This is a genomic window from Collinsella sp. AM20-15AC (assembly GCF_003471405.1).
Lineage (GTDB): Bacteria > Actinomycetota > Coriobacteriia > Coriobacteriales > Coriobacteriaceae > Collinsella.
On sequence record NZ_QRJA01000003.1, the window covers coordinates 68,868 to 81,685 of the forward strand.

Annotated in this window: 11 protein-coding genes, 1 tRNA gene and 1 pseudogene; 6 read left to right on the forward strand and 7 right to left on the reverse strand. The window is 62.5% G+C overall.

What is annotated here, in order from left to right:
* Positions 1 to 20: 20 nt before the first annotated feature.
* Genes cobI through cobM form a run of 3 tightly spaced genes read right to left on the reverse strand, consistent with a single transcriptional unit; the run spans position 21 to position 2,680 of the window.
* The gene (gene cobI / locus DW233_RS01870; RefSeq protein ID WP_118266407.1) at positions 21 to 710 is read right to left on the reverse strand and encodes a precorrin-2 C(20)-methyltransferase; all 690 of its coding nucleotides are present in this window, start codon (positions 708 to 710) and stop codon (positions 21 to 23) included.
* A complete protein-coding gene (gene cbiD / locus DW233_RS01875; RefSeq protein ID WP_255413621.1) occupies positions 703 to 1,887 on the reverse strand; it encodes a cobalt-precorrin-5B (C(1))-methyltransferase CbiD in 1,185 nt (394 codons plus the stop codon). Before cbiD ends, cobI begins: the two co-directional genes overlap by 8 nt.
* 1 nt (position 1,888) lies before the next feature.
* Positions 1,889 to 2,680, reverse strand: coding sequence for a precorrin-4 C(11)-methyltransferase (cobM, locus tag DW233_RS01880; RefSeq protein ID WP_118266409.1), 792 nt, complete (start codon positions 2,678 to 2,680; stop codon positions 1,889 to 1,891).
* A gap of 511 nt (positions 2,681 to 3,191) precedes the next feature.
* On the opposite strand from cobM, the gene DW233_RS01885 reads away from it, so the two are divergent.
* The 6 genes and pseudogenes from DW233_RS01885 to DW233_RS01910 all read left to right on the forward strand — a co-directional run.
* Positions 3,192 to 4,118: a sirohydrochlorin cobaltochelatase gene (locus tag DW233_RS01885; RefSeq protein WP_089571781.1), complete on the forward strand. Its 927-nt coding sequence runs from the start codon at positions 3,192 to 3,194 to the stop codon at positions 4,116 to 4,118.
* Positions 4,119 to 4,262: 144 nt separating this feature from the next.
* Positions 4,263 to 4,796 (forward strand): hypothetical protein, encoded by a 534-nt coding sequence (locus DW233_RS01890; RefSeq protein ID WP_118266411.1) that lies wholly within the window; start codon positions 4,263 to 4,265, stop codon positions 4,794 to 4,796.
* A 4-nt stretch (positions 4,797 to 4,800) separates the two neighbouring features.
* Positions 4,801 to 6,372, forward strand: a complete 1,572-nt coding sequence (locus DW233_RS01895) for an ABC transporter substrate-binding protein (protein WP_147357113.1) — start codon at positions 4,801 to 4,803, stop codon at positions 6,370 to 6,372.
* Between the two features lie 22 nt (positions 6,373 to 6,394).
* On the forward strand, positions 6,395 to 7,417 hold the full coding sequence (locus DW233_RS01900) for an iron ABC transporter permease (protein ID WP_117800211.1): 1,023 nt from the start codon (positions 6,395 to 6,397) through the stop codon (positions 7,415 to 7,417).
* Complete coding sequence (locus DW233_RS01905) at positions 7,418 to 8,734, forward strand: ABC transporter ATP-binding protein (RefSeq protein WP_118266414.1); 1,317 nt, start codon at positions 7,418 to 7,420, stop codon at positions 8,732 to 8,734.
* A gap of 29 nt (positions 8,735 to 8,763) precedes the next feature.
* Positions 8,764 to 8,988: pseudogene (locus tag DW233_RS01910) on the forward strand (DDE-type integrase/transposase/recombinase); the annotation flags it as partial.
* 3 nt (positions 8,989 to 8,991) lie between these two features.
* Here DW233_RS01910 and DW233_RS01915 read toward each other — a convergent pair.
* The 4 genes from DW233_RS01915 to DW233_RS01930 all read right to left on the reverse strand — a co-directional run bounded on the left by DW233_RS01915 (position 8,992) and on the right by DW233_RS01930 (position 12,800).
* Positions 8,992 to 9,603, reverse strand: coding sequence for a TetR/AcrR family transcriptional regulator (locus DW233_RS01915; RefSeq protein ID WP_118266416.1), 612 nt, complete (start codon positions 9,601 to 9,603; stop codon positions 8,992 to 8,994).
* Between the two features lie 118 nt (positions 9,604 to 9,721).
* The gene (locus DW233_RS01920; protein WP_118266417.1) at positions 9,722 to 11,026 is read right to left on the reverse strand and encodes a lysylphosphatidylglycerol synthase transmembrane domain-containing protein; all 1,305 of its coding nucleotides are present in this window, start codon (positions 11,024 to 11,026) and stop codon (positions 9,722 to 9,724) included.
* A 150-nt stretch (positions 11,027 to 11,176) separates the two neighbouring features.
* Positions 11,177 to 11,253: transfer RNA gene (locus tag DW233_RS01925), tRNA-Glu, on the reverse strand.
* 152 nt (positions 11,254 to 11,405) lie between these two features.
* On the reverse strand, positions 11,406 to 12,800 hold the full coding sequence (locus tag DW233_RS01930) for a CCA tRNA nucleotidyltransferase (RefSeq protein ID WP_118266418.1): 1,395 nt from the start codon (positions 12,798 to 12,800) through the stop codon (positions 11,406 to 11,408).
* Positions 12,801 to 12,818: the final 18 nt, after the last annotated feature.

Consider the following 12,818-nt stretch of genomic DNA (forward strand, 5'->3'; position numbering starts at 1 on the left):
GCTATGCAGGAAACCCTCATCTAGCGCACCACCATCGTCGAGAAGTAGCTGCCCCGATCGGGCACATCGTCGACCGAGCGGTACACGCGCTCGCCCGGAAGCCCACAGTCCTCTACGAGCTCGGCACCGTCGAAGGCGCCCTCCTCGCGAAGGATGCACTTCGTGTCCGCAAGCGAGCGGCGCGCCTTCATGACCACCTTCGTCCCCGGCCAGCTGATTGCGCGGCGCACGTCGTCGTAGCCGCCGGGCACGATGTGCAGAGGCGACGACATCTCGGGCGTGAGGTCGCGCTCGAGCGCCGCGGCGACCGCGCAGAAGCTCGGCACGCCGGGAATGGCGCGCGCCTCGAACCCGCGGGCGCGCACGTCGGGCGCTATGCGCTGGAAGGTGGCGTAGATACTCGGGTCCCCCAGGTTCAGCAGCGCGACGTCGCGGACCGCATCCAGGTGCGCGACAAGCTCGCGAACAAGCGAGGCATGCTCGGCCGCGCGGCGCTCGACGTCGCGCGTCATCGAGAATCGCACGGGGATCACCGTCTTGCCTGTAAGGTCGACGGCGCCGCGCACGATGTCGAGCGCGACCATGGCCCCGTCCGCCGTCTGCGGTGCGGCGATGACCGGACACGATTCGATTGTGCGGACGGCCTTGATCGTGAGCAGCTCGGGGTCGCCAGGCCCCGTGCCCACGCCGTACCGCACGCCTTTACTCATACGTCGCCCCCAATTCCCCGATAACTGCATCGGCGCCCGACGTGCGGAAAAGCTCGCGGCGCTCGGCGTCGAACACGACCGCGGCGATGTCGCATCCGCCCGCCGCGCGGCGGCGCAACCTGTCCTCGATTGCCACAGCGAGCGAGGCGCGCGCAGCGTCCCCCACGCCGGCGGCCTCGATTACCTCGAGCGCCGCCGTGGTCGTGACCGACGACATGATCTCGCGCACAGTCTTCGTGCCCGCGCCGGCCAAGGCCGCGTGGGCGGCCAGAATCTCCGCGCGGCAGTCGGCGGTACGCGAATGGGTGTCCATGATGCCGCCCGCGACCTTCACCAGCTTGCCGATGTGTCCCACAAGAAGGACATTGGTAAATCCCTCGCGAACGCAGCAATCAATCGCATCGCCCACGAAGTTGGAGATGAAGACCACCGGCGCACCGTTTAGGTGGAAATGCCCCGAGATGAACTGCGCGCCGTAGTTGCCGGGCGTGAGCACGACTCCGCGCCGCCCCATAGCCGCATGCTGCCGGATCTCGAGCTCGATGCTGTCGCGCAAGGCAGCGAGGCTGCGCGGCTCGACGATGCCCGTCGTGCCCAGGATGGAGATGCCGTCCTCTATCCCCAGGTGCGGGTTGAAGGTCTTTTCGGCAAGGGCAACACCCTCGGGTACCGAAATCGTCACAGCGATATTTCCAGAAAAGCCGTGCGCGGCGCACACCTCGCGCACCGCCGAAGTGATCATCGCGCGCGGCGTCGCGTTGATGGCGGCCGCCCCCACCGGCTGCTCGAGCCCGGGCAACGTCACGCGCCCCACGCCCACGCCGCCATCGACGGAAACTTCCGATTCGCGCGCGGGCACGCCCTTGCTGCCCGCAGCGCCCGTGCCCGACCCCGCATGTTCCACGCGCGCGTACACGAGCACGCCGTCGGTCACATCGGCATCGTCGCCTGCGTCCTTTCGCACGGCGCACTGGGCACACCCCTCGCCGATGCATGCGTCGACCACGTTCGCCTCGACGGGCAGCCCGCCGGGGGTGACGATCGACACGCGGCCGACGGGCTTTCGTGACAAGAGCATCTCGCAGGCCGCCTTCGCCGCGAGCGCGGCGCAGCTCCCCGTGGTGTAGCCGCAGCGCAGGCGGGTCGTCCCGGTATATATGTAGTGCTCGAAGGCCACGCTAGCTGCTCGCCTTCCGATACCCCGTGGCAAACGAAGGGTCGTATAGCTTGCTGCGCTCGTACGACTCCGCTTGCGCGCCGTTGTGCGCAAGCCCGCCGCGAGCTCCGAGCACGCGGCCCACCACCACGAGCGCCGTGCGGTCGATGCCCTCTCGCGCGCCCGCATCGGCGAGCGTGCCCACTGTGCATCGCACCACGCGCTCCTCAGGCCAGGTCGCCTTGTACACGAGCGCCGCCGGCTCGTCGGAGCTGCGGCCTGCGGCCAAAAGCTCGGCGGAAAGCTCGGCGAGCATACCCGAGCTCAGGAAGATGACCATAGTCGAGCCGCTTTCCGCCATGGTGCGCATGCCCTCGCCCGCGGGCATGGGGGTGCGCCCGGAAAGCCGCGTGATCACGACCGACTGGCTGATTCCCGGCAGCGTGTATTCCTGGCGAAGCGCCGCCGCGGCACCGCAAAAGCTCGACACGCCGGGCACCACCTCGTAGTCCACGCCGCGCGCGTCGAGCGCGTCCATCTGCTCCTGGATGGCGCCGTACAGGCACGGGTCGCCCGTGTGCAGGCGCACCACTTCCTCGCCCTGCGCATCCGCCGCGCACATCACGTCGAGCACTTCCTCCAAGGTCATGTGCGCGCTGTCGTAGACGACGCAGGATTCCTTGCACTCGGCGAGCAGCTCGGGGTTCACAAGGCTCCCCGCCCAAACGACCACGTCGGCCGCGCGCAGAAGACGCGCCCCGCGCAGCGTGATAAGGTCGGCGGCGCCCGAACCTGCGCCAACGATATGAATCATCCGAGCCTTCCCTTCCCGTTTCTCATCGCAACCGTTTACGCCGCCCTTCGCACAGCGGGCAAGACACGACGCCCGCAGCGGCAATCGGCGCAAATACGTAGGCAGGAGACGCAATGCCGCCCGCCCTGGCTTTGACACGCTCACAAACGCCCACTATCATAGTGGTAGTTTCGGCAACGAGCATATGACAATCGAATAAAAGGAAACGACCGGCGCGGTGCCCACACAGTCCGCGCTGGCTTGCGGAGGGAACCAGGTGGGAATCCTGGGCAAGGGACATTACTGTGTAGGACGCGCGGGCGAACCGCCACGCGCCCCAAGCCAGACTGCTTCGCCTTTTCCTCACGGCATCGCCGTGGCGTTAGCTCCTTGTGAACCCCGAGGAGTGCGCTTCCCTTTCGAATGCAAGAAACAGGCGCGCTATCCCTTTGCGGACGAGCGCGCTTTTCTTTCGCTTGTGCCGATAAGCAACTGTCGCCGGGGGACCGGCAAACCGAGGAAAGGGAAAACCATGTCCGACCAGATGTCACGCCGCGGCTTCATGGGCGCCGCAGCAACCGGAGCCGTCGCGCTCGCCGGATTCGCGCTCGCGGGCTGCTCCAGCACCTCCGCGAGTCCCGAGAAATCGAGCGAAAAGGAGAAGGCCGTGAAGCCGGTCATTCTCGTCACGAGCTTCGGCACGAGCTACAACGACTCGCGCCACATCACCATCGGCGCCATCGAAGACGCTATCCGCGAGAAGTACTGGCAGGACTACGACATCCGCCGCGCCTTCACCGCGCAGATCATCATCGACAAACTGAAGAAGCGCGACGGCATCACGATCGACAACATGACCGAGGCGCTCGACCGCTGCGTGGAAGACGGCGTGAAGGAAATCGTCGTGCAGCCGACGCATCTCATGGCTGGCCTGGAATACGCCGACGTGAAAGACGAGCTCGACAAGTACGCCGACAAGTTCGACAAGATCTCGCTCGGCGACCCGCTGCTCACCTCCGACGACGACTACAAGAAGGTGGCCGCAGCCATTAAGGAGAACATGGCGTCCTTCGACGACGGCAAGACGGCGCTGTGCCTCATGGGCCACGGCACCGAAGCCGATTCCAACGCCGACTATGCCAAGATGCAGGAAGTGTTCAAGAACGAGGGCTTGACGCAGTTCTTCGTCGGCACCGTCGAGGCTGAACCGACCTGCGAGGATGTTATCGCCGCTGCGAGCGCCGCAGGGTACAAGAAGGCCGTGCTCGCGCCGTTCATGGTGGTCGCGGGCGACCACGCGAACAACGACATGGCAGACGAGACCGACCCCGACAGCTGGGCTGCGAAGTTCGTGGCCGCCGGCTTCGAAGTGACGTGCCTGCTCCAGGGTCTGGGACAGAACGCCGCGGTCGACGACATCTACGTCTCGCACGTGGACGACGCCATCGCCAAGCTGTAAACTCGCCGCGCACGGGGGCGCCGGTCGCGTCCCCGTGCAACGGGCATGCGCCTTCCCCGACCGACGGCGCATGCCCGTTGCATTCGCATCCCGCCCGCCCACCGCACGGCGCGGGCGGTAGAAGCGATTGAAAGGAACCCCTCCATGTTGAAGAAAACCCTCGTCTTCGCCCTGTCGGCGGCGCTTCTCGCGTTCTCGCTCGCCGGCTGCGCCGGAAATTCAAGCGACAGCGCAAAGGCAAGCAATACCGATTCCCAGGAAAAGACCGAGCAGGCGGCCGATGCAACCGAGGGCGCAAGCGCTGCCCCCATCACCGCCGACAAGGTAGCCGACGGCACCTATCCGATCACCGTAGATTCCAGCTCGAACATGTTCAGGATTGTGGACGCCCAGCTCATCGTGGAAAACGACTCCATGCACTGCGTGATGACGCTTTCCGGCACGGGCTACGGCAAGCTCTTCATGGGCACGGGCGACGAGGCTGCCGCCGCGAGCGAGGCAGACTTCATCCCCTATGTGGAAAACGGGGAAGGCAAGTACACCTACGACGTGCCCGTTGATGCGCTCGACGAGGACACCGCCTGTGCCGCGTGGAGTATTAGAAAAGAGCAGTGGTACGACCGCACGCTCGTGTTCGAATCCGCCGGCGTCGATCTGCGCGCCGACGCACTGAAGTAACGCCATGCGGTCGATTCTTCCCAAGGGGGAAAACAGGAAGCGCCGCAGCATCGCGGCGCGCGCGATCGCCTGCGTTCTCGTCGCCCTGCTCGCGCTTCCCTTCGCGGGGTGCAGTGCGAGCCCGAACGCGACCGGTGGCACGGCGCGCTCTCAGGAATACACTGTGAGTGTCTCGCTTTCCGGTGGGTCAGGGCGCGCAAGCATCGCCTCACCCACCACAATTGTGAAGGATGGCGACACCTACACCGCGACGGTCACCTGGTCGAGTTCGAACTACGACAAGATGACCGTCGACGGCGTGGACTACGCGCCCGTAAACGACGGCGGCAACTCCACGTTCGAGATACCCGTCACGCTCGACGAGGACATCGCCGTGTCGGCCGAGACCGTCGCCATGTCGACGCCGCACACCATAGACTACACGATCCACTTCGACTCATCCACCATGAAGGAGAAATCGGGCGACGATGCAAGCGGCGGCTCCCCTGCAGGAACGGCTTCAAGCGCCGCGGCCGACTTCCACAACGCCGATTTGGGCTGCGGCTGGGAGCCGACGGGGGCGCTTCAGCTTGAATACGCCGAGCACTTCACTGTCGACGAGTTCGAAGGCGGTCTGCGGCTTATCTGCGTTTCGAATGGGGAGCGTTTCCTCGTGGTGCCGCAAGATGCGAAGGTACCTGATGCGTTGAGCTCCGACATCGCGGTCATAAGGCGCCCCGCCGACAAGGTGTACCTCGTGTCGTCGGCGACGATGTGCCTGGTCGACGCGCTCGATGCGAACGACAATATCATCATGTCGGGCACGAAGGCCGACGATTGCTCGGTCGCAGGCTTCAAAAGCGCGCTCGAAAGTGGGGCGATCGCCTACGGCGGCAAGTACAGCGCGCCCGACTACGAGAGAATATCGGCCTCGGGCTGCACGCTCGCCATCGAGAACACCATGATCAACCACACGCCCGATGTGAAGGAAAAGCTGCAGAAGCTCGGGCTCGTCGTGCTCACCGAACAGTCGTCGAGCGAGCCCGAAGCACTCGGGCGCGTCGAGTGGATTAAGCTTTTCGGCGTCCTGTTCGACAAGGAAGACGAGGCCGCGCACCTGTTCAACGAGCAGAAGGCCCGCGTCGAGCAAACGTCGGGGCTCGCGTCGTCAGGTAAAACCGTGGCGTATTTCTACATTAACTCGAACGGGGCCGCCGTCACGCGGCGGGCGGGCGACTACGTGGCGCAGATGATCGAGCTTGCAGGCGGCAGCTATGCGCTCGATGACGCGCAGACGGCGTCGACGTCAGGTTCGTCAGTAACGCTCGAAATGGAGCGCTTCTACGCGACGGCGAAGGATGCCGACATCATCGTCTACAACGGCACCATCGACGAATCGGTTGCCACCTTGAACGACTTCGTAGGCAAAAACGCGCTATTGTCGCAGTTCAAAGCCGTGAAGAACGGCAACGTCTGGGTCACAAGCGCCGACATGTACCAGCAGATGACTTCTACCGCCGACATTATCGACGAGCTGCACGGGGCGTTCACCGGCGATGACGCGAGCGACTTCCATTATCTGAGGAAGCTCGGTTAGCGCCATGAGAAGCCGGCTTTCCATGGCATACGACGAATCGGGGCGCGCCGCGCGGTGTCGCGTCGTGACGGCGCTGCTCGCTGTTGCCCTCATCGTGCTCGTCGGGGCCAACCTGTGCATCGGGAGCGTGCTCGTGCCCGCAGACCACATCCCCGGCATCCTTTCGGGCGGCGCGGCCAATTCCATGGAAAGCCAGGTCATCTGGGAGATTCGCCTGCCGCGCGTGCTTTCAGCCGTGCTTCTCGGCGGGGCACTTTCGCTTTCCGGGTTCCTGCTGCAGACGTTTTTCAACAACCCCATCGCCGACCCGTTCATCTTGGGCGTCTCCTCGGGCGCAAAGTTCGTCGTCGCGCTTACGATGATCGTACTTCTTGGCGCGAACCAGGCCATGTCCTCGCCGGCCATGGTGGCCGCAGCGTTTCTGGGCTCGCTTATCACCATCGGCTTCGTGCTCCTCATCGCACGGCGCATAAGTTCCATGGCCATGCTCATCGTGGCGGGCGTCATGGTGGGATACATCTGCTCGGCGGCGACGAACTTCCTCATCGCCTTCGCCGACGACCAGTCCATCGTGAACCTGCACAACTGGTCTTTGGGTAGCTTCTCGGGTTCGAGCTGGGACGACATCGCGGTCATCGCGGTCGTGGTGATCACCGTGAGCGCATGCGTATTCGCGATATCGAAGCCCCTTTCCGCCTTCCAGCTGGGAGAAGCCTACGCGAAAAGCGCCGGCGTGAACGTCGAACGCTTCCGCGTGGTGCTCGTCCTTCTAGCGAGCATGCTCTCCGCCTGCGTGACCGCGTTCGCTGGTCCGGTGTCGTTCGTAGGCATCGCGGTTCCGCATCTCGTGAAGTCGGCGCTAAAGTCGTCGAAGCCCATCCGCGTGATTCCTGCGTGCTTCTTGGGAGGCGCCATCTTCTGCGCGGGCTGCGATTTGATCGCGCGCACGCTGTTCTCTCCCGTCGAGCTTTCCATCAGCGCCGTCACCGCCATCTTCGGCGCTCCGGTGGTTATCGCGCTCATGTTGAAGAAGCGGGTGAGGTAGATGGGGGAATTCGTGCCGCGGCCCAAAACGCTCGGAGGCGACATTCTATGCTTAGACAGTCCTGAGCTCGCACGAAAGCGCCAGAAGGCACTTTCGGCTCGTGCGGAACTGCGCGCGGAACGCCTCCTCCGAGCGGAGCCGAACCTCGAAACTCCGGTCGAAACGCAGGCTGACGGAGCGCCGCTTTTCCGCATAAGCGACCTGTCGGCGGGCTACGACAAGAAGGTCGTAGTAGAAGGCGTCGATCTGGAGGTTCGCGCGGGCGACGTCGTGGCACTCATCGGGCCGAACGGCTCGGGCAAGTCGACCATCTTGAAAACCATCACACGCCATCTGGCACCGCTTGCCGGCGCGGTCGAGCTCGACGGGCGGGAGATTTCCCGATGGAAGACGGCGGAGTTCGCAAGGAACCTTGCCGTTATGCTGACAGATCGCCCCCGGACCGAGCTCCTCACCTGCCGCGATATCGTAGAGGCGGGAAGGCATCCCTACACCGGACGAATGGGCACACTCTCGCCCAACGACCATAGTCGGGTCGACGAGGCCATGAAAACCGCACATGTGGAAGAGCTCGCCGAGCGCGACTTCATGCAGATAAGCGACGGGCAACGCCAGCGCGTCATACTCGCACGCGCCATCGCGCAGGATCCGCGTGTGCTCGTGCTCGACGAGCCCACGTCGTATCTCGATATCCGCTACCAGATCGACCTGCTGCGAATACTTCGCCACCTTGCGAAATCGCGGAATGTGGCTGTCATCATGTCCATCCACGAACTCGAGCTCGCGCAGAAAAGCGCCGACAAGGTGATTTGCGTGAAGGACGGCCGGGTCTTCCGCGCCGGCGTACCCGAGGACATATTCACGCGCGAGACGATTGGCGAGCTCTACGGCCTTCAACATGGCACCTTCAACGAGCGCTTCGGCAGCGTGGAAATTGGACGCCCGCACGGCGATGCGCACACGTTCGTCATCGCCGGCGCAGGTACGGGGTCGGCTGTGTTTCGCCAGCTCATCCGGCAGGGCAAGGCGTTCTACACGGGCGTTCTGCACGAAGGGGACATCGACTGCGAGCTAGCGCGCGACCTGGCGGCGGAATGCGTGGCCGAGCGCGCCTTCGAGCCGATCGGGGATAAAACCATAGCCCGCGCCAAAGAGCTCCTCGTCCACTGCGCGCGCCTTATCGTGTGCCCCGCCGCCTTCGGCACCATTAACGCCCGCAACGCAGAGCTCGTCGAGTTCGCACGCTCGCACGGTATCGAGGTCATGCGAGCGTGCGAAGGCGCATCGGAGGATTCCCAATTGGGGTGGAAAGGATAAACTGGACTTTCTTTTAAGGATCCTCAGGCTACAGCTCCTACGCCGGCGAGGTCTACAAGGCGCCGGAGAACCTCGTAAACAGGAATTTCCACGCCGACGAGCCCAACCTGCTGTGGCTCACCGACATCACCGAGTTCAGGCTCCCGGGCGGCGAGAAGGTCTACCTGAGCCCGGTCATCGACTGCTTCGGCGGGATGCTCGTCGCCTGGTCGATCGGGCTGCACCCCGACAAGCGCCTCGCGAACTCGAGCCTGCGCCTAATCCAAGCGAGATTCCAGACTCGACAGGCCATTGAGAGTCAGGTCGTTGGCGACCTCCGAGACGCGCTCGATAGGAACCGAGCCGTCAGACAGCGCCCATGTGCGATAGATTCCGATAATACCCGACAGCAAAAACGCCAGATAGTAGTCGAACATCTCGTCCTTGAGACCGTGGGGCAGCAGATCGCGCTCGGCAATCTCGTGCTCGAGCGGCGCACGAAGACGAGCCATAAAATCATCGAGCGGAATGTTCTCGATCAGCTGACGATTGAGCACCAGGTTGTTGCACAGCGCCTCGTTAACGGTTTTAAAGAAGGTCGCCGCCGCGCCCAGGGCGCGCTCGTTGGTGTCACCGTCCATGGAAGCAAGCGTTTTCTCGACCGAGTCGACAATCATCTCCACCACATCGACGGCAATGGCATCGAGCAAGCCATCAACCGTACCAAAGTGCACGTAGAAGGTCTTACGATCGACATTTGCCTCACGCGCGATGGCACTCACGGTAATATCGGCAAGCGGTTTATCCATCAGCAGGCGCTCAAACGCAGAAAGGATGGCATTGCGGCTGCGAACGATGCGGCGGTCGAGGCGCGGTTTGCTGGTGTCCATGGACGTGTCCCTTCAGAATGTGAGCATTCATCAACAGATGAGAGTTAATCTACGTAAGAGGATTATCCCCCATCCGGCACAAAAAAGCCCGGCAACATGAAGAACGCACGACCAACTGTTACGCCTTAGGGAGCTTCATTTTGTTCAAAGCAGCCGGGGACACACGGATGCCGTCGCCTGTCTGGCGCACATAGGCCTTATGCGACGGTTTAGCGGCCCCAGAAGCCTTCTGAGCATGCTGATTGGGATCCACGGTAACCGCATTCACAGGATGGGGCTTTGCAGGCTTAGAGGACGTCTGAGGCGATCGTCCGAGCTTGCGCATCGCGCGATCCCAGCGCGCATGGATGCTCTCGTTGTGGGCGCTCTTAAGGCCCAGCAGGGGCGCAGCCAAAATGGTCGGCGCGATAAACGTAATGAGGCGCCACAGCAGATAGCCGGCGGTCGAAGCCGACCCAAAGAAATGACCCAAGAACAATGCAAAGCCGCCCTCGGCGCCACCAGTTCCACCGGGCAAGGGGACCGCAGAGCTCAGCAGCTGGACAAAGGCGCTCGCGGCCATGACCGAGAAAAAGTCGACCTCGTGGTGGCCAAAGGCAAGCATCAGGAAATACGGCACCAGATAGAAAAACGCAAGCTGCAGCATGGTGATAAACACGGTGAGCAGCATGGAAGAAAAATGTCCGGCCGAAAGCTTGAACTTCTCGGAGAAGGAGTAGATCTCGCCATCGACAAACGAGCGCCATCCATCGATCTTAGTGGCCGAGACACCTATGCGCTCGAGCCAATTGATGATGCAATGGGCGACGCGCGTGACGGTCTTAGGCATGAGTGCGACGGCGAAGATGCCGAGCAGGATGCAGCAGTGACCGCCAAAACTAAAGACGCACAGCAGCGTCATGTCGCCATAGCGCTCGGCAAAAAACGGCATGCGAGCAAGCAATAGGATAGCGCCCCAGGCAACGAGGCCAAACTGATACACAATAAATCGGGTGAACTGCGTGGCACCCGCTTCGCCCACGTTTTGGCCCGCTTTGGTCAGGCGGTAGATCTGGGCAGGCGTAGAGCCCATCATCATGGGCGTCAGGTTGCCAAAGAAAATACCGCTCGCCTCGACCGAAATGAGGTCGCGGATACCGACGGGCGAATTGGGGTCGAGCCAGACGGCGATCGCATAGGCCACAATGCCAAAGAACAGATACATAAACATGCAAAGACACGCGACAACGAGCCAGGGCGCCTGAACGCTCGACATAGCGGCCCAGAACTGCCCCATCTGCCCGGTTACCACCAGGTAGACGATATAACCCACCAGCACGACGCCGATAAAGATGGCGCCGCGGCGTGCGCTCTTATTGTCATCGCCGCCCGAGGCCTCAACCTCGACCTGGGGCTTAGACGTATGCTGAGAGGACTCCGTCATGAGACTCCTTCTAACAGTCAAAATATCTTGGTTATTGTACCCGTAAGGGCCATAAGCAGAACGCAAAGCTCTTGTTCAAACGGGAATGACAGACAGTTGTTTGATAATAAAAAACCCGGCCTTCCGTGGAAAGACCGGGTATCAGATGCGTGGTAGCCCGTACCAGATTCGAACTGGTGATCTCCGCCTTGAGAGGGCGGCGTCCTAAACCGCTAGACGAACGGGCCACATGACATCTGCACTGCCGTGCTGCGAGGAAATATATTACGGGACAAAAAACGCAAGCGCAAGAAGAAATTCCAAATTGCCGAAATTTTGTCGCGAGGTTATGGAACGCGCAGGTCAACAAAGTAGTAAATTTGGAACGGGGCTATTTTAGCTACCCTAGGTTGAGATGAGTCAGGAGGGCTTCGCGGTTGTTGGGGATGTTGTCCTCGATCACGGCGTCGAGGGCAGCGTTGAGAAGCTGTCCCAGCTCCGGCCCCGGCTTGACGCCGGCGCGGATCAGGTCGCCACCATTGATGGCAAGCATCTTGAGTGTATAGGGCTCCCCCGCCTGCAGCAGATCGTGGGCGAGCGTACGCATCTCCTCGATCGTCTCGACGTAATAGAAGCACGAGGGCGCCTTGCCGAGCGTGTCGGCACGCTTAAGGTCCATGAGCTCGTCCATCAGACGCGGCGTATCGACACCCTCGCCCGAAAGCGCGCGCATCATATTGAGCAGGCAGGAGCGCTCGGGGCGCAGCGGCTTGTCATGGTATTTGATCAGCAGGCACACATCGCGCACCAAATCGTGCGAGAGCGCCAGGCGATCCATGATGACACGCGCCTTCTTGGCGCCGAGCTCGGGATGACCGTAGAAGTGACCGCTGCCGTCGTGATCGACCGTAAAGCACTCGGGTTTGGAAACGTCGTGCAAAAACGCCGCCCACATAAGGCTCGACGAGGGCGCGACGCCGTCGCACAGCGCCAGCTCCCCTGCCACCGTCAGCACGCGGGCGATATGCTCGTAGACGTTAAACGCATGATAGACGCTGCGTTGATCAAACCCGCGAGCGGACGCGAGCTCGGGCACGGCGGCGCAAACAAGCTCGGGGTAGCGCAGCATCGCGTCTCCCCCATGGCCGGTCGAAAGGATACCCTCGAGCTCAATGCCCACGCGCTCGCGCGCCACAGCATCGAGCAGCGGCGCGCACTCGGCAAGCGCCTGTTTAGTCTTAGGCTCGATCATAAAATCCAGACGGCAGGCAAAACGCACCGCGCGCAGCATGCGAAGCGCGTCCTCGTTAAAACGACGCTTGGGATCTCCAACGGCGCGGATGAGCTTGCGGTCTAGGTCGCCCTGACCATCGTAGCGGTCGACAAGACCACGCTCGGGATGCCAGGCCATAGCGTTAACGGTAAAGTCACGACGCGCCAGATCGTCCTCAAGCGACGCCGCACGCTCCACACTCTGGGGATGGCGGCCGTCGGTGTAAAAGCCGTCTAGGCGGTAGGTGGTGACCTCAATGCGCTCATCATCGCAAATAGCCGTGATGCCGCCAAATTTTATGCCCGACTCAACCACGGCAATATCAGCCGCTTCGAGCGCCTCTTTGGACTCCTGCCACAGGCCGCTGCAGCACATGTCAACATCGTGGCTGGGGCGTCCCATCAGGGCATCACGTACCCAACCGCCCACGTACCAAGCCTCAAGACCTGCTGCCTCAAGCGCACGCAGGACACGGATAGAGGCATCGGTCGGCTGCGTACCGTTGAGCGAAACATTGCACATGCCTATGGCCTCCTGCGA